This window comes from Simplicispira psychrophila DSM 11588 (genome assembly GCF_000688255.1).
GTDB classification, from domain to species: Bacteria; Pseudomonadota; Gammaproteobacteria; order Burkholderiales; family Burkholderiaceae_C; genus Simplicispira; species Simplicispira psychrophila.
Genome location: NZ_JHYS01000010.1, coordinates 39,962 through 56,974 on the forward strand (window position 1 = coordinate 39,962; position 17,013 = coordinate 56,974).

The following is a 17,013-nucleotide window of genomic DNA, read 5'->3' on the forward strand; positions in this document are numbered from 1 at the left end:
ACCGTCCCCACTCCGATCACACCATGACCCTTCACACCAACGCTCCCGTTCGTAAAGCCGTGTTCCCTGTGGCCGGCTTGGGCACGCGCTTCTTGCCCGCTACCAAAGCCTCGCCCAAAGAGATGCTGCCGGTGGTAGACAAACCGCTGATCCAGTACGCCGTCGAAGAAGCCTACACCGCTGGCGTGCGCCACATGGTCTTTGTCACCGGCCGCAGCAAGCGCGCCATCGAGGACCATTTCGACACCGCCTACGAACTGGAAAGCGAACTGGAGGCCGCCGGCAAGCACGCGCTGCTGGAGCTGGTGCGCTCGCTGATGCCGGACGACATGCACTGCTCGTTCGTGCGCCAGCCGCGCTCGCTCGGCCTGGGCCATGCCGTGCTGTGCGCCGAACCGCTGGTCGGCAACGAGCCGTTTGCCGTACTGCTGGCCGACGACCTGATGGTCGGTCCGGTGGGCGGCGAATCGGTGCTGGCACAAATGGTGGCGGCCTTTCGCCAGCAAGGCCGCTCGATGCTGGCGGTGCAGGAAGTACCGCAAGACCAAGTCAATCGCTACGGCATCGTCGCCGGCGAGCCGGCCGGTGGCGCACTGATGCGCATCCAGCGCATCGTCGAAAAACCGGCCGTCAAGGATGCCCCCTCGCGCATGGGCGTGGCCGGGCGCTACATCCTGACACCGGCGATTTTTGAGCAGCTGCGCACCCAACCTAAAGGCGCCGGCGGCGAAATCCAGCTCACCGACGCCATCGCCCGCCTGATGGCGCACGAAGCGGTGTACGCCTTCCAGTACGCCGGCAAGCGCTACGACTGCGGTAGCAAGGAAGGTTTCTTAGAAGCCACGGTGGAGTTGGCGCTGCAACACCCGCAGGTGGGCGAAGCGTTTCGTGAGTACCTGAAGACGTTAGAACTCTGATATTGATAGCTGTTAGCGCACGTATCTAAAGGGCTAGCGGCTGTTTTGACTATTAAAGTGGCATAGTAACCAACAGAATCAGGACAGCCGCATGACCGCAGACCCGCAATTGGAAGAAAAGCTCGCGCTGGCCGCTGAATGGATTCGCCGCGCCTCTGGCATGGTGGTGGCAGCGGGTGCGGGCATGGGCATCGACTCGGGCATGCCGGACTTTCGCGGTGACAACGGCTTTTGGCGCGCCTACCCGGCGCTGGGGGCCAGTGGGCTGCACTTTGAAGACATCGCCTCGCCGCGCGCCTTTGACGAGCAGCCGCGCACCGCTTGGGGCTTTTACGGCCACCGCCTGCGCCTGTACCGCGCCACCCAGCCACACGCTGGCTTTGAGCTGCTCCACCAGTGGAGCCAGCGCATGGCGCAAGGCGCCTTCGTCTTCACCAGCAACGTCGATGGGCATTTTCGCAAAGCCGGCTTTGCGCCGGCGCGCATCTACGAATACCACGGCTCCATCCACCGGCTGCAATGCACGGCCAACTGCAACGGCCATATCTGGGACGCCGCCGCCATCCACCCCCAGGTGGACGAAGCCGCCTGCCAAATGCTCGGTGATTTGCCCCGCTGCCCGGATTGCGGCGCACTGGCGCGACCGAATATCTTGATGTTTGGTGATGGCGACTGGAACAGCATGCGCAGCGACACGCAGCAAACGCGGCTGGCGCAGTGGTTAAGTAGCGCCCCAACGCCGCCGCTGGTGATAGAGATTGGCGCCGGCCGCGCCATTGCCACCGTGCGCCACTTCAGCCGGCAGATGCAGCAGCGCGGCAGCCAGCTGGTACGCATCAACCTGCACGAATCGAATATCGACAACCCCGATGCCATCGAGATTGCACTGGGGGCTAAAGAGGCGTTGCAGCGGATTCAGCAGCATTTGACAGATTGGGAATATGTGCTGCCCCCTGTGGTGTCGCGGCCGCTGCTGCCGCTGGAGTCAGTGATGACGCCGAAGCAATTGGAGTAGCTGCCCAGATGTGTTGGCCATCGCCGCCGTCTGAATTGGTGGGTTACGCAGGGGGCGATGAATAAATCAGCTAAGCGTGCAAGATTTTTTAAATACCAAAGAGCAGCAAAAGATGGACTACAAACTGGAACACAGAACCATAGGTTTTGGTATCGACTCTGTCAGTAGGAGGCCAACCACGGGCATCGAGGGGGTTTTTTTCATTCCTGCTTACCAGCGCGGCTACCGCTGGACTGAAGACGAAATCAAAAAACTGCTTGACGATATCTGGGAAACCGAAGGCAAGCCCTATAGCTTGCAACCGGTCGTTGTTAAAAAGCGGGAAGATGGTGCTTGGGAGCTGATTGACGGCCAGCAGCGGCTCACAACTCTCTGGTTGATTCTGCGTTTTATGCAGAAAGGAGATGCGCGCTATACCCTCGAATACGCAACTCGTACTGGCAGCCAGTCATATCTGGCAAGTTTGGATCCGGCGCAGGCGGACAGCAATATTGACTACTTCCACCTCCATAGAGCCCACACCACTATTGCCGACTGGTTTGAAAATAAACTGGGCGCGCAATACAAGCAATTCTTAATCGATGAAATTTTCCGGTTTCTATGCACCTCAGTGCGCGTCATCTGGTACGAGGTGCCAGCCAGCGAAAAGCCCATTCCTCTGTTTACCCGTCTAAATCAGGGGCGTATCCCTTTGACAGATGCCGAACTCCTCAAGGCAGTGTTGCTGTCAAGCGTTGCTAAAAGCAAACCCGGACGTGAAACCGAAATCGCTGCGCAATGGGACGGCATGGAGCGCGATTTGCAGCGCACTGAGATATGGGCCTTCGTTGCGGGAAACGTACAAGACGATGATCGCTATGGCACACGCATCAGCTTGTTGTTAGACACATTGGCGCAGCAGAAAAATCCTGTCAGCGGCACAGCACCTCGCTATCACACCTTCGATACATTACGCGAGCGAGCGGAGAGCGATAGCCTACTATTCTGGCGAGAAGTGGAGACACTGCACGCCCAGATTCTTGGTTGGTTTGAGGATTCACGCGCATATAACAAAATCGGTTTTCTGGTGACGTGTGGCATGTCTATTGGACACATCCAGCGCTGCGCCTTAGAGAGAAATAAAAGCGCTTTTGATGTGTGGCTGATCGAGCAGATCAAAAATATGCTGAAAGTCAGTGCCGACAATCTGGATGAAGGCCTGCGCTACGAAGGCGCCAAGGGCGACTCCAGCGCACTGCAGCAAATACTGCTGCTGTTCAACGTACAAGTCTGTCGTGAACGATTTCCGTTTGAAAAGCATGTGGGGCAAGACTGGACGTTAGAACACATCCACGCGCAGAACGCGCAAAGCCTGAACCGTGCTGAGGAGTGGAACACTTGGCTGATTGAACACCGCAAAGCTCTGGTAGCTATTCAGACGGTCAACAATGCGTCTGATATCCCGTCTTTGATCAACGAGATCGACGATGCTCTCCCAGATATTCATAACTCCCGTTTTGGTGAGCGTTTTCACGCCTTAGCGGCGCGGATACAAAAAATTCTGACTCTTGACGATGAAGGTGCTGACCACACCATCGCTAACTTGGCCTTGCTATCCCGTGGAGACAATGCCGCTCTGAGCAACTCGGTATTCGAGGTCAAGCGGCAAAAAATATTGGCGATGGACAAGGACGGTTATTACATCCCAGCGGCAACCCGTAATGTATTCCTGAAGTACTACACCCAAGCAGATGGTCTGCACCCTCATTTTTGGGGCAGTGCGGATAAGGCGGAATATTTGCAGGAAATAAAAACTCAACTGGCTCCCTACCTGCAATGAATGCTCCTGCCATGACGATAGCCGCCTCGACCTCCAACGCCCCTTCGTTTCATACCAGTCTGGCCCAGCTGTTTGAACAGGCTCAAATTCGGGCTATAGAAATCCCGCTTATCCAGCGCGACTACGCCCAAGGACGCCACAGCGTGCAGGTGGAGGAAATCCGCAAGCGTTTCATCGATAGCATGTATGCCGCACTAGAGAGCCAAAACGGTATTGACTTGGATTTTGTATTTGGCGATGTGGTGGACGGCACTCTGTACCCTCTGGATGGCCAGCAACGCCTAACCACCCTCTTTTTGCTGCACTGCTATCTGGCGTGGCACATCCCCGAAACCAAGAATATCAAGCAGTCTTGGCACGCCTTTAGCTACTCCACCCGCCCCGGCGGACGGGAGTTCTGCCAGTTTCTGACCAATTGCCGTCCCGACATGGAGCAAACCACAATATCTGAGTGGCTGAAAGACCAGACCCGCTATCTGAAAGACCAGACTCGCTATTTGCCCACTTGGAAGCACGACCCCACCATCCAAGGCATGCTGGTGATGTTGGACGCATTGCACCAGCGCTACAGCAATTCACCACCGGAAAGGCGGTACGCACACTGGGAGCGGCTGATCCATCCCACCCACGCCGCAATTCGCTTTCACTTGCTACCCGTTCAGGCGCAAAGCCAAGACACCACCCTGTACGTGAAGATGAACTCACGGGGCAGGCCGCTGACTGATTTTGAAAACTTCAAAGCCGAACTGGAAGCACTGATGCGCGCCAATCCAGCTATCCCCAAGGAGATGCAGGTCGGTTTTTCGCACAAAATCGACACCGATTGGACGGATCTTTTCTGGTCTTATCGAGGAAAAAGCCAAGCGATAGACGAAAAATTTATGCGCTACTTTCGCTTTCTTGCTGAAGTGCTGGCGTGGAAAGCAGGCTGCGACATTGATCAGTCAAAAACTGACCGACAAGCGCTGACCGACTTGGCTGAATACCTCTTGAGTAACAAGGCTGCACAGGCCAGTACGCATACAGACTGGATGGTGCAAGCACTGGATATTTGGATAGAAGCTGATGCCAGCGGAATTAACCGTCGCCGCGCTATCGAGCCTATGTTCAAGCAGCTCTTTAGTCGTGCTGAGGCATCTGCTACTCAACCCTTGCGCGTTTTCAATTTCAAAGATTTTGATGAGTCTCGCATTGGTGTGGATATGCTGCACGCCTGCTGCGAGATGTATGGCACCCGCACCTGGACTCTGGCGCACACCTTGCTTTTTTACGGTGTGCTGTGCGGCTACATAGCATCAATGCCTACGGAGGATTTCCAGCAGCGTCTGCGTCTACTGCGCAATCTGACGGAGGCATCACGGGCCGAAATTCGTGCTGGTTGGCCCAATAACATGCCAAGTTTGCTTGCTGAAGTGGAAAGCGTCATGGCTGGAGGGCTGCTCGATGACATCAAGACCTTCAACCAAGTGCAGGTGGCTAACGAGCAGATAAAGTGTCGCTTTTTGGCTGCCCACCCTGCACTGCAAGAAACTTTGCACCAACTGGAAGACCATGATCTGCTACGTGGCGGACTGACCGTCTTTGATTTGGATCCAGGGCAGGCAGGTACCATCTTTGAGCGCCGCGCTACACAATTCCCCCTGCTTTTCGCATCACCCTACAGCCAAGTCACCGCCGCACTGCTAACCAAAGGCCACGAAGGCCGTGGCCGGTCGCGCAATGCTGGCTATCGTCTTGCCTACTTGGGTGCTCCTCAGCAACGAGACCCATGGGAAAACCTATTTCGTGCCAGAAAAGGGGAGGATCATCCAACCTGCGCGCCTTTAATGGCTTTGCTGGACGACTTGGCTTTTGGAAAGACGCTGGAATTTGTCATAAACGATTTTTTAAACAACCTAGCCGTACCAAAAGACTGGCGCTACTACATGGTGAAGTACGAAGCGATGCGCCAAGGCTATTTAGGCAATCACGTCATCGGCCCTGGTGCTGGTTATGCAATGTGCATGCTCCAAGGTACTTCCTGTGATTTGCGTGGTTACCACTTTGATAGCTACCTTTTGGTCTTGACTGAGTTGGCAGGCCTGACTGCAGAGCAGATTGGCAATGACGATTGGCCTCGCTGTTTTACTGGCGATGGAACTGATGCACGCCACCTTAAGTTGCGCAAAAGTGGGATCAAGATTCAGTGCGTGGACGCCGGATGGCAGTTCAGTAACCTCCCGGCAGATGCCCAACAACGCCTAGTATTTGAGAGCGTAGTAAGTAAGCACCCCGGCTATCAAATTCAAAATTTGCTACACGCTGTACAGCAAAAAAATGGCATTGACACTGAAGACCGACTTGCGCTGGGTGCGCAACTGCTGCGAGAGCTGACAGTAGCAGGGCTCTAATTTTGATTTTTAGCAGCATTGCCCTCAGCGCCGGCGCAGGATGTGGATGAACTCCTTGCCCACCGTCTGCTGCTCCACCAGCTCGTTGCCGGTCTGTTTGGCAAACGCCTGAAAATCGCGCAGCGAGCCGTTATCGGTCGCCACCACCTTGAGCAACTGGCCGCTCTCCATGCCGGCCAGCGCTTTTTTGGCTTTCAAAATAGGCAGCGGGCAGTTCAGCCCGCGCGTGTCAACTTCGGTGTGGATGTCCATGGGGTGTTCTTCAATCTTCAGTCTTTAAGGTCTGCATTCTCGGTGCGGAAAAAATCCACAAACTCTGGCTCAATGCCGCGTCCGCGCAACCAATCGGCCAGCGCGTAGCCGGTGCCCGCCGGCCAGCATTGCAAGCGCTCGGGCCGCACCAAGCGGTAATCGACCAGCTCGGGCGACAGCTGCACGGTGCCGCGGGCCAACGTGTGGAAGGCAATGATGACTTGGTTCATGCGCTGGAAGTCGTAGACGCCAATCAGTTGCAGCGCGCTGATGTCCACGTCCAGGCTGGTTTCTTCCTTGATCTCGCGCGCAATGCCCTCTTGCGGCGTTTCGCCCGCTTCCATGAAGCCGGTGATCAGGCCAAACGCTGGCATCTTCCAAGCGGCATTGCGCGCCAGCAGAATGCGCCCGTCCAACTCGACCACCGCCGCCAGCACCGGCGTCGGGTTGTTCCAGTGCGTCCAACCACAGGCCGGGCAGCGCAGGCGCTCGACATCGCCGCTGTCCTCGGCCTGCGTGATCAGCGCCAACGGCGTGGCGCAGTGGGTGCAAAAGCGGGTTTGGTAAGCTAAAGCGTCATTCATATACTATGAATTTAATAGCTGTTAGCGCATATATCTAAAGGGCTAGAGGCATATTTGGCCATTATTTATCCGTTTTACATCGGAAACACGCCAGTAGACAAATACCGGTCACCCCGGTCGCAAACCACAAACACAATGTGCGCATCGTGCTCGCGCAGCGCAATCTGCTGCGCCACCCAGCAGGCGCCGGCGGCCGAAATGCCGGCAAAAATCCCTTCCTCGCGCGCCAGACGCCGGCACATGTCCTCGGCGTCGTCTTGGCTGACCAGCATCAGCTCATCGACCGCGCGCGGGTCGTAAATCGCCGGCATATACGCCTCGGGCCACTTTCGGATGCCCGGAATGCGCGAGCCCTCTTGCGGCTGCGCGCCAATGATCAGCACGTTGGGGTTCTTCTCTTTCAGGTAGCGCGACACGCCGGTGATGGTGCCGGTGGTGCCCATCGCCGAGACAAAGTGCGTGATGCGCCCGCCAGTCTGCTCCCACAATTCGGGGCCGGTGGTCTCGTAATGGATGCGCGGGTTGTCGGGGTTGGCAAACTGGTCGAGCACCCGGCCCTTGCCCTGCTTGACCATGCTCAGCGCCAAGTCACGCGCGTATTCCATACCGCCGCTTTTGGGTGTCAGCACCAGCTCGGCACCAAACGCCTTCATGGTCTGCGCGCGCTCGATGGACAAGTCCTCCGGCATCACCAGCACCATGCGATAGCCCTTGATGGCGGCGGCCATCGCCAGCGCAATGCCGGTGTTGCCAGACGTCGCTTCGATCAGCGTGTCGCCGGGGGCAATTTCGCCGCGCTCCTCGGCGCGGCGGATCATCGCCAGCGCCGGACGGTCTTTGACCGAGCCCGCCGGATTGTTGCCCTCCAGCTTGCCCAAAATCACATTGCCACGCGCCGCGTTGTCTTGCGCACCAATGCGTTGCAGCGCCACCAAGGGCGTGGCACCGACAGTATCTTCAATCGTCTGATATTTCATGCGCGTACTGTGCCATAATTCGCGTCTTCACAAATACCGCCCGGGTGGTGAAATTGGTAGACGCAGGGGACTCAAAATCCCCCTCCGAAAGGAGTGCCGGTTCGATTCCGGCCCCGGGCACCATCTGATACTCCCAGATAGCATCAAGACGGATCAAACCCGCTACATCTCATAGGTGTAGCGGGTTTTTCTTTGTCTCACGTCACCTCACTTCCCCTCACCTCGTACCATGACATACCGGCAAAGGGATCGTGATGGTCCCTCAAGTCCAAATGTTTTCCACACTAAAGTCTTCTTATGGCTACTAAAACGACGCAATCTAAAGACGCAGCAATTTCCGATGTGCTCAATCAGAACATCGAAGCTGCCGAGCAGATCAAATCTTCTGCCAACGAGTTGGTAGTAGTTCATGCCGTGCTGTCCACGAAAGTGGCAAAGCAGGGAGACGAGGTTGACTTACAGGCTGCAGTGAAGCGCACAGCAGAGATTGAGCAGCAACTGAGCCAGACCGCAGAAGCCTTAGATAGCTCGAACCAGCGACTGAGTGAGATTGATTAAAACAAGACCACAGGGATTCTCACTAAGCAAGAAATAACAGATCAGCTCAATTGATTTTGATCTGGAGGCAACGCGGGTAGCACCCGGTTTATCTCATTCGTCAGGTGGCCGCGATCTACGACATCCGCAATTCCAATCCAGTCGTGGTCTGGAAGCCAATCAACTCACGCCCCCGCGCCATCACTCAAGATGGGCGGCGCCAGGGGTGTTTTCAAAATAAGAACCATCGTTTTTGAATTGAAAACGTATTGGGTATAAAACAGCTATGCCCCGCGCAACACGCTGAACTCCCGAAACCGCCGCGCGGGCAGCGGGGTTGTCAACTGCCAGACGATATTCATCGGACGGGCACCAGTGCTCTCCACCAAGTGCACCGGTCCGCAGGCAATGAACGGCGATTTGCGGTCGGCGCGGACAAATAGCTGGAAGCGCCAGCCGTTGCCGGGGCTGTTCAGGTATTGCTGACCGATGTGCGTTTCTGGCGCAGCGCTGTTCTGGCTTTGCCAGTGAAAGCGCGATGGGCTCATGGCGTAGTCGTGATAGTTCACCGTCTCGTGGTAGCCGCTGCTTTTATCCAGCGTGACAAACATCAGTTCAATGCGCTGGGCTTTCAGGCGCAGCACGCCTTCGCGCGCGGCGGGTCGGGCGACATCCGTCAGCCAGCCGACGGCGGTTTGAATTTCGCGTGAGCTGTATTGGCCATGCAACAGCAGCGGTGTGGCTTCCAACCCCGGCAGCGGCACCGATGGCAGGGTGCTGCGCACTTCCAACACGTCGGCGAGTTCGCGCAGTTCGGTGATGGCGTTCGGATTGCTTCCCAGGCGCGTCAGAAATGGCACGGGGCCGCCGACTTGGCTGCTGGTGCCGTCCACTTGGTAGGCCAGCATTTGCACCAGAGCGGCGTCATGGGAGCTCAAAGACGTATGGGGTGCAGCGGCGCGTTCAGCACCCAGGCGCAGGGCGTCAATCTGGTTTGGTGCGTCGCGGTGGCACAGGCTGGCAAAGCGCCGAGAAAAATAGGCTTCCTCGGGCCCTGGCTCAGACACCAGCAGGCCCGCATCGCGGCGCAGTGCGGACCAACCTGCGCGCCCGCTATCGCGGTAGATGTCGGATAGCTCCAGCCCTTGCTCGTGCAGAAATTCCGCCAAAACCGGCGGCTTACCTTGCAGCGCAGTCAGGGCCTGCAATTCGCGTTGCAGGTTGCGCCAGCCTTGGTTCACATGGCTTTTCAGATGGGCCAGCACGCGCTGGCGTACTTGGTGCTGTAGCTGGATATGGCAGCCGGCAGGCAGGGCCGAAAACTCGTGCTCCAGGCTGTCAATCAACACGCGCCGCGATTGCCCGGTGATGCTGGAGAGCAACCGGTCGTAGCGAAATGCGGCGTTGTGCTGGCCGACAAAATCCAGCACCAAACAGCTTTCTTTGTTCGCGCTCAAGCGCAGCCCGCGGCCCAGTTGCTGCTGGAACAGCAGGGCGCTTTGCGTTGGGCGCAGCAGCAGCAAGGTGTCTACCGTCGGCAGGTCAATACCTTCATTGAACAAATCCACGGTGACCAGCGCACACAGTTCGCCCGACTCCAGCCGCTGGCGCGTACGGGTGCGCTCGTCGCTGGCGGTGTTGCCGTGCACGCACGCGGCGGGCAGGCCAGCGCGGCACAGAAAGTCGGCCATGAAAAGGGCGTGCTCCACCGACACGCAAAACACCAGCGCCCGGCTGGCGCGCGGGTTGGCGCTCAGGCGCGCCCATTCGCGCAGCACCAGCTTGGCACGCACATCGTTGTTGCTGACCAAGTTGGCGACGGCCTGCTGCTCGCCGACGCGGTTCCACGGCACGGCAGAAAAGTCGGTCGCGTCGTCGCAGGCGTAGTACTCAAACGGTGCCAGCAGTTGCAAATCCAGCGCATCCCACAGGCGCAGTTCGACTGCCGGGCTACCGTCGGGCCGTTGGTTGAAATAGCGGTGGATCGGCTGGCCGTCGGTGCGCTCGGGCGTGGCGGTCAGGCCCAGCAAAATCGTTGGCTGGATCGCCGTGGCAAGGGCGTCGAAGCGGTGGCTGGCAATGCGGTGGCATTCGTCCATCACCACTGTGTGCCAGTAGTCCGCGCCCAAAGTGTCCAGCAGCCGGCGCGTGCTCAGCGTGTCAATAGTGGCGAAAAGGTGGTTGTGGTTGTCGGCTTGGTGGTGGCCGCTGAGCAGCTGGCCGAAGCTGCCGTCGCGCAGCACTTCGCGGTAGGTGCGCAGGGCTTGTTGCAGGATTTCGATGCGGTGCGCTACGAACAGCAGGCGCGGCGGGTGTCCCAGTTGTTGGCAGCTTCGGCGGTAGTCGAAGGCGGCCACCACGGTTTTGCCGGTGCCGGTCGCGGCCACCAGCAGGTTGCGCATGCGGCCATGGGCGCGCTCGTTGGCCAGTTGCTCCAGCATGTCTTGCTGGTAGGTTTTGGGCTGGAGCTCAAAGAACGACGTCAGGCTGCTGGACTGCCCCAACTGTCCCGACTCGCGGCCCAAGGCTTGCTCCAGCGCGGTGCGGTGCTCGGTATTGGCTGGGTCGTAATGCTCAAATTCCGGGTCTTCCCACAAGGTGTCGAAGTGCGCAATGGCGCGGGTGTAGAGCTCGCCTTGCGTGCGTTCGGTGAATTTCACCGTCCATTCCAGGCCACCGGCCAGCGCTGCGCCGGTCAGGTTGGCACTGCCGACATAAGCTGAACCAAACCCCGTAGCGCGCCGGAATATCCAAGCTTTGGCGTGCAACCGCGTGCGGCGTCCATCGAGTGACACACGCACTTCGCAGCCGGGCAGGCTGGCGAGTTCATGGACTGCGGCGGCGTCGGTCGCACCGATGTAGGTGGTGGTCAGCACGCGCAGCCGTACCGGTGGTTTGCCGTCAGCCCCCACAGCGGTGATGCGCGTGAGCACGTCGCGCAGCTTGCGCACGCCCGACACGGTGATGAAGCTGACCAAAATATCCACCTGCCCGACGGCGCTCAGCTCGCGGCGCAGTTCGCTCAGCAGCGACGGCGTGCCTTTGCCGGCCGTGAACAGCCACGGCGTCGCCAAGCCGGTCTGCGGCGCCTCGGGGTGTACGCCGTGGTGCAACACCGATGTCAACACGCGCGGCGGGACAGCAATCAGGTCCAGCACTTCGGCCGACTCAGGCGCCAGCCGGCGGCGCAACTCGGTCAGCAGGCCATTGACCAGCGCCAGCTGCGGCTCTATCTGGCCGCCATCTGCCAAGTCATTGAGCACACCGGCCAGCTGGCGGTGCAGCACTTCGGCCAAGCGTGCGCTGTCGGCAATACCAAGAGGGTGAACTTGGCTGGCCGCTGCATCCAGCGCTGTGTGCGCGCGCTCAGTGAGCAAAAGGTCATAGAAGCCCGAAGGCAGTGCACTGGTCAATCTCTACTCCTGCGGGCGATGGGGGTTACGGATGTTACGCAGTCCCTTCAATCATCTGCATTGGCGGCAGAACAAAATATGGGTCAAATCAGCCTCTAAGCCATACCCAACTTGCGCTCATAGCTATCAAATACAAAGTAAACACAGCCTCTCTGATTACGCCTTGCCAGCGCCGCGAGGGGCGGCGTTGTCCTACCCGGTTTCGGCTCCTTGGGTAGAAGACTGGCGGCGCACTGGGGCGTAGCGTGGAGAACCCTCCCCGCTTGCACGCTGTGCGCTCCACGCCATGCCTGATCCTGCTGTGTTGCTTCTCTCCAATGGCCGCTACCACGCCTTGCTGACCGACAGCGGCAGTGGCTATAGCGCGTGGAATGGGCTGGCGCTGACCCGCTGGCAAGAAGATGCGGTGCGCGACCCATGGGGCGCGTTTTGCTATCTGCGCGACAACGCCAGCGGCGTTGTGTGGTCGTCTACCGTGCAGCCGACCTTGCACCGCCCGGAGGCTTGTCAAAGCACTCTGGGGGCCGGGACGGCGCAGTTTTTGCGCGAGGACGATGGCATCCAGGTGCGCAGCACGGTGGTGGTGTCGCCGGACGATGACGTGGAGTTGCGTCGGGTGTGCATTCGCAATCTGTCCGACCGCCCGCGCTTACTCAGCGCCACCAGTTTTGCCGAGATCGTGCTGGCGCCGGCGGCGACCGATGCGGCGCATCTGGCGTTCAGCAAGCTGTTTGTGGAGACGCGCATTGACCCAGCGCTGCACACCATTTTTGCCACCCGGCGCCCGAGTACGCCGCAGGAGACGCGGTGCTGGTGGTTTCACCGGGTGCTGGTCGATCAGGCCGGCGCCAGCGATGCGGCACAGGTAACGCTCGGCGAGGTGTCGTATGAGACCAACCGGATGCGCTTCATCGGTCGGGGGCGCTCTGCCCGTGACCCGCTGGCATTGCAAAGCGATGCACCCTTATCGGGCAGCGACGGCCCGGTGCTGGATGCGGTGGCTGCCATTCGCGTGCCCTTCACGCTGGCGCCCGGCGCGTCCATCACCCTGCACTGGCTGACCGGTGCGGCGCCGTCGCAGGAGGCCTGCACGGCGCTGGCGCAAAAATACGCCACTGCCAGCGCTGTGCAACCGATGCAAGAACACGCCACGGCGTACCGTCAGACCACGCTGGCGCAGTGGGGCGCCAGCGAAGCCGATGCGAAGCTGTACGAGCGTGCCGCCGCCGCCATCGTGTATGCCAACTCGGCTCTGCGCGCGGACGCTGCCACGATTGCCAGCAATCACCGTGGCCAGTCGGATTTGTGGGGGTTTGGCATTTCTGGCGATGTGCCGATCGTGCTGCTCCAGCTCAGTGCCGCCACGCCGGCGCCGGTGTTGCAGCAGGTGGTGCAGGCGCAGGCGTATTGGCGTGCGTTTGGCATTCGGACGGAGTTGGCGCTGCTGTGCGCGCCCCCGCTTTTTGCGCAGGTGCAAGAACTGCTCGGTGCCGGCGCCCATGCCGCGTGGCTGGGCAAACCGGGTGGTATTTTTGTGCTGGACAACGCGCGGTTGGATGACGGTGACCTCACCCTGCTGCAAAGCGTCGCACGACTGGTTTTAAGCGATGCGCGCGGCACGTTGGCTGAGCAGTTGGCGCACGGCGTGGGCGCCGATAACGGCCTGGGCAGTTTTAGCGCGGACGCACGCGAGTACGTCATCACGGTTTCGCCAGCGCAGATGACGCCCGCGCCTTGGGTGAATGTACTGGCCAATCCGGGCTTTGGCACGCTGGTGTCCGAAAGCGGCAGCGCCACCAGCTGGAGCGAAAACGCGCACGAGTTTCGCCTGACGCCGTGGTCAAACGATCCGGTCAGCGATGCCAATACCGAGGCGTTTTATATCCGCGACGATGCCAGCGGGCGCTTTTGGTCGCCCACGCTGCTGCCCACGCGCAGCAGCACTGCGCCCTACACCACGCGCCATGGTTTTGGCTACAGCGTGTTTGAGCACTGCGAGGAGGGCATTGCGTCGCACCTGTGCATGTACGTGGCCATCGACGCGCCAGTCAAATTTGTTGTGCTCAAGCTGCACAACCAGTCCGAGCAGCAGCGGGAGTTGTCGGTCACCGGTTATCTGGATTGGGTGCTGGGCGATGAACGTGTCAAAACGCTGATGCACGTCGTGACGGAACTGGACGCCGGCACCGGCGCGCTGCTGGCGCGCAACAGCTACAACACCGACTTTGCTAGCCGCACGGCGTTTTTTGATGTGGATGCGGGCGCGGCTTCAGTGTGCGCCGACCGGGGTGATTTTTTAGGGCGCTACGGCACGCTGGCAGCGCCAGCGGCCTTGGCACAAGCGCAGTTGTCGGGCCGGGTCGGCGCCGCGCTAGATCCGTGCGCGGCGCTGCGCGTGGCCTTCACGCTGGCGCCGGGGCAGGAGCGCAGCACCATCTTTCGTCTGGGCTGTGGCACCTCAGCGCGAGAAGCGCAGGCGCTGGTGCAGCGCTGGCGCGGAGCCGAGGCCGCCGACGCCGCGCTGGCCGCTGTACACGATTATTGGCAGCGCACCCTGGGCGCGCTGCAAGTGCAAACCCCTGACGCAGACCTGAATGCACTGGCCAATGGCTGGCTGCTGTACCAGGTGATCGCCGCACGCTTGTGGGGGCGCACCGCGTTTTATCAGTCCAGCGGGGCGTGTGGGTTTCGTGACCAGTTGCAGGATGTCATGGCGCTGACGCACGCCCAGCCCGCCTTGGTACGCGAACATTTGCTGCGCGCCGCCGCCCGCCAGTTCATCGAAGGCGATGTGCAGCACTGGTGGCACCCGCCGTCGGGCAAAGGGGTGCGCACACGCTGCTCTGACGACTATTTGTGGCTGGTGCTGGTGACCTGCCGCTACGTCGATGCCACCGGGGATACCGGCGTGCTGGACGAGTCCTGTCACTTTCTGGAAGGCAGCGCCTTGAAGGAGGGGCAAGCCTCGAATTACGAGCTGCCCCGTACCGCAGCACAAAGCGCCAGTCTTTACGAGCATTGCGTACGCGCCGTGCGCCGGGGTCTGCGCTATGGCGCGCATGGCTTGCCGCTGATGGGCACGGGCGACTGGAACGACGGCATGAACCTGGTCGGCGCAGAAGGCAAAGGGGAAAGTGTCTGGCTGGGATTTTTTCTCGTCACTGTGCTGGGCCGTTTTGCACCGCTGGCGCGCCAGCACGGCGACGGGGAATTTGCCGACCTCTGCGAGCGCGAAGCCAGCGCGCTAGTGCAGCGTATCGAGGCCGTGGCCTGGGACGGCGACTGGTACCAGCGCGCCTGGTTTGACGATGGCTCACCGCTGGGCACGGCGGCCAACACCGAATGCCGCATCGACTCGATTGCGCAAAGCTGGTCAGTACTGTCCGGCGCTGCCAGCACGCAGCGCGGCCGGGCGGCGATGGAGGCCGTGAACCAGCAACTGGTGCAACGCGATGCGCAGTTGATTAAGTTGCTCCAGCCGCCGTTTGATACCTCCCATCCCAGCCCCGGCTACATCCAGGGATATGTGCCGGGTGTGCGGGAAAACGGTGGCCAATACACCCACGCCGCCGTCTGGGTGGCCATGGCTTTTGCCGCTCTGGGCGATGCCGAACGCGCCTGGGAGATGCTGAGCTTGCTCAACCCGGCACACCACGGCGACAGCGCCGCCGCAGTGGCGCGCTACAAGGTGGAGCCTTATGTGGTGACCGGCGATGTCTATGCCCTGCCTCCGCACACTGGGCGCGGCGGCTGGTCTTGGTACACCGGCTCGGCGGGGTGGATGTACCAGCTGCTGACCGAATCGCTGCTGGGCCTGCGGTGCAGCGGCAACACGCTGCGCGTCAGCCCTCTCCTACCCGCGCACTGGAATGCGCTTGACATCCAGTACCACTTTGGTGAAACACACTACGACATTCACTGCTGCCGCAGCCCCGATGGCACCGCCGCCGTGGTGCTGGACGGACAGGTGCTGCAAGGCGACCGCATTGCGCTGGTAGACGACGGTTTGTCCCACACCGTCCAGGTTACGGTGCGTAAGCAACCCCAGAGTCAGACGGAGACACCGCCATGCACATCGGAATGATCGGATTGGGACGTATGGGCTCACGCATGGTGAGTCGGTTGCTGGAAAAGGGACAACATTGTGTGGTGCATGACCCGCAAGCGGACGCGGTAAGTCGCTTGGTCGCCCAAGGCGCCGTGGGCACCGCCACACCGGCCGAACTGCTGGCCCAACTGGAGGCGCCGCGCGCCATTTGGCTGATGGTGCCGGCCGCCATCGTCGATTCGGTGCTGGACACGCTGGTACCACTGCTCCAGCCCGGTGACACCGTGATCGACGGCGGCAACTCTTACTACCGCGACGACATTCGACGCGCCGCCACTTTGCAAAAATCTGGCATCCATTACGTGGATGTGGGCACCAGCGGCGGCGTGGCCGGGCTGGAGCGCGGCTACTGTCAGATGATTGGCGGCGAGGACGCCGTGGTGCGCCGGCTCACGCCGATCTTCACGGCGCTGGCACCGGGCGTGGAGGCCGACACGCCTACGCCCGGGCGCACCGCCGGCAGCAGCAGTGCCGAGCAAGGCTTTTTGCATTGCGGCACGCACGGCGCTGGGCACTTTGTGAAGATGGTGCACAACGGCATCGAATACGGAATGATGCAGGCTTATGCCGAGGGTCTGAACATCCTGCACCACGCCAACGTCGGCCAATCCAGTCACACCAACGAGATCAGCGACGCCGAAACCACGCCGCTGCGCCACCCCGAGTTTTATCAATACGACCTGGATCTGCCCAACATCACCGAGGTCTGGCGGCGCGGCAGCGTGATTGCCTCGTGGCTGCTGGATTTAACGGCCGCAGCGCTGGCGCAAGACCCGCAACTTAAGGCCTACGGCGGCCGGGTATCTGACTCGGGCGAGGGGCGCTGGACGCTGGCCGCAGCCATCGACGAAGCCGTGCCGGCGCCGGTGCTCAGTGCAGCCTTGTATGCCCGCTTTGCGTCGCGCGGCGAGGCCGGGTTTGCCGACCAGATCTTGTCTGCCATGCGCCACGGCTTTGGTGGCCACCTGGAGAAAACGCCAGACAAGGAGGCGCCGTAAGCC

11 protein-coding genes and 1 tRNA gene are annotated in these 17,013 nt (G+C 60.3%); 8 read left to right on the top strand and 4 right to left on the bottom strand.

Annotated elements, in window-relative coordinates; genetic code table 11:
* The first annotated feature begins 23 nt into the window (after nucleotides 1-23).
* The 4 genes from galU to Q390_RS19145 all read left to right on the top strand — a co-directional run bounded on the left by galU (nucleotide 24) and on the right by Q390_RS19145 (nucleotide 6,141).
* The gene (gene galU / locus Q390_RS0111400) at nucleotides 24-917 is read left to right on the top strand and encodes a UTP--glucose-1-phosphate uridylyltransferase GalU (RefSeq protein WP_027996179.1); all 894 of its coding nucleotides are present in this window, start codon (nucleotides 24-26) and stop codon (nucleotides 915-917) included.
* A gap of 91 nt (nucleotides 918-1,008) precedes the next feature.
* The gene (locus Q390_RS18280; RefSeq protein WP_084153883.1) at nucleotides 1,009-1,932 is read left to right on the top strand and encodes an SIR2 family NAD-dependent protein deacylase; all 924 of its coding nucleotides are present in this window, start codon (nucleotides 1,009-1,011) and stop codon (nucleotides 1,930-1,932) included.
* Between the two features lie 112 nt (nucleotides 1,933-2,044).
* Complete coding sequence (locus tag Q390_RS0111410; RefSeq protein ID WP_051603195.1) at nucleotides 2,045-3,751, top strand: DUF262 domain-containing protein; 1,707 nt, start codon at nucleotides 2,045-2,047, stop codon at nucleotides 3,749-3,751.
* Complete coding sequence (locus tag Q390_RS19145; RefSeq protein WP_027996181.1) at nucleotides 3,748-6,141, top strand: DUF262 domain-containing protein; 2,394 nt, start codon at nucleotides 3,748-3,750, stop codon at nucleotides 6,139-6,141. The genes Q390_RS0111410 and Q390_RS19145 overlap by 4 nt, the downstream gene beginning before the upstream one ends.
* A 24-nt stretch (nucleotides 6,142-6,165) precedes the next feature.
* Here Q390_RS19145 and Q390_RS0111420 read toward each other — a convergent pair whose 3' ends face one another.
* From Q390_RS0111420 to cysM, 3 genes are all read right to left on the bottom strand, one after another.
* The gene (locus tag Q390_RS0111420; protein WP_027996182.1) at nucleotides 6,166-6,393 is read right to left on the bottom strand and encodes a sulfurtransferase TusA family protein; all 228 of its coding nucleotides are present in this window, start codon (nucleotides 6,391-6,393) and stop codon (nucleotides 6,166-6,168) included.
* Nucleotides 6,394-6,410: 17 nt separating this feature from the next.
* On the bottom strand, nucleotides 6,411-6,977 hold the full coding sequence (locus tag Q390_RS0111425) for an NUDIX hydrolase (RefSeq protein WP_027996183.1): 567 nt from the start codon (nucleotides 6,975-6,977) through the stop codon (nucleotides 6,411-6,413).
* A gap of 74 nt (nucleotides 6,978-7,051) precedes the next feature.
* Complete coding sequence (gene cysM, locus Q390_RS0111430) at nucleotides 7,052-7,954, bottom strand: cysteine synthase CysM (RefSeq protein WP_027996184.1); 903 nt, start codon at nucleotides 7,952-7,954, stop codon at nucleotides 7,052-7,054.
* 38 nt (nucleotides 7,955-7,992) lie between these two features.
* Here cysM and Q390_RS0111435 point away from each other — a divergent pair.
* Nucleotides 7,993-8,077: transfer RNA gene (locus Q390_RS0111435), tRNA-Leu, on the top strand.
* Nucleotides 8,078-8,251: 174 nt separating this feature from the next.
* Nucleotides 8,252-8,512 (top strand): hypothetical protein, encoded by a 261-nt coding sequence (locus Q390_RS0111440; protein ID WP_027996185.1) that lies wholly within the window; start codon nucleotides 8,252-8,254, stop codon nucleotides 8,510-8,512.
* Between the two features lie 263 nt (nucleotides 8,513-8,775).
* On the opposite strand, the gene Q390_RS0111445 is transcribed toward Q390_RS0111440, so the two are convergent.
* Entirely contained in the window at nucleotides 8,776-11,904 is a 3,129-nt protein-coding gene (locus tag Q390_RS0111445; protein ID WP_027996186.1) for a DEAD/DEAH box helicase, read from the bottom strand.
* Nucleotides 11,905-12,190: 286 nt separating this feature from the next.
* Here Q390_RS0111445 and Q390_RS18290 point away from each other — a divergent pair, with 286 nt between their 5' ends.
* The gene (locus Q390_RS18290) at nucleotides 12,191-15,988 is read left to right on the top strand and encodes a GH36-type glycosyl hydrolase domain-containing protein (RefSeq protein WP_051603196.1); all 3,798 of its coding nucleotides are present in this window, start codon (nucleotides 12,191-12,193) and stop codon (nucleotides 15,986-15,988) included.
* The gene (gene gnd, locus Q390_RS0111455; RefSeq protein ID WP_027996187.1) at nucleotides 15,973-17,010 is read left to right on the top strand and encodes a phosphogluconate dehydrogenase (NAD(+)-dependent, decarboxylating); all 1,038 of its coding nucleotides are present in this window, start codon (nucleotides 15,973-15,975) and stop codon (nucleotides 17,008-17,010) included. Before Q390_RS18290 ends, gnd begins: the two co-directional genes overlap by 16 nt.
* Nucleotides 17,011-17,013 lie beyond the last annotated feature (3 nt).

Bases quoted from the DNA above. Each gene is read 5' to 3' on its own strand.
- galU (WP_027996179.1), top strand. From the start codon at position 24: ATGACCCTTCACACCAACGCTCCCGTTCGTAAAGCCGTGTTCCCTGTG.
- Q390_RS18280 (WP_084153883.1), top strand. From the start codon at position 1,009: ATGACCGCAGACCCGCAATTGGAAGAAAAGCTCGCGCTGGCCGCTGAA.
- Q390_RS0111410 (WP_051603195.1), top strand. From the start codon at position 2,045: ATGGACTACAAACTGGAACACAGAACCATAGGTTTTGGTATCGACTCT.
- Q390_RS19145 (WP_027996181.1), top strand. From the start codon at position 3,748: ATGAATGCTCCTGCCATGACGATAGCCGCCTCGACCTCCAACGCCCCT.
- Q390_RS0111420 (WP_027996182.1), bottom strand. From the start codon at position 6,393: ATGGACATCCACACCGAAGTTGACACGCGCGGGCTGAACTGCCCGCTG.
- Q390_RS0111425 (WP_027996183.1), bottom strand. From the start codon at position 6,977: ATGAATGACGCTTTAGCTTACCAAACCCGCTTTTGCACCCACTGCGCC.
- cysM (WP_027996184.1), bottom strand. From the start codon at position 7,954: ATGAAATATCAGACGATTGAAGATACTGTCGGTGCCACGCCCTTGGTG.
- Q390_RS0111440 (WP_027996185.1), top strand. From the start codon at position 8,252: ATGGCTACTAAAACGACGCAATCTAAAGACGCAGCAATTTCCGATGTG.
- Q390_RS18290 (WP_051603196.1), top strand. From the start codon at position 12,191: ATGCCTGATCCTGCTGTGTTGCTTCTCTCCAATGGCCGCTACCACGCC.
- gnd (WP_027996187.1), top strand. From the start codon at position 15,973: ATGCACATCGGAATGATCGGATTGGGACGTATGGGCTCACGCATGGTG.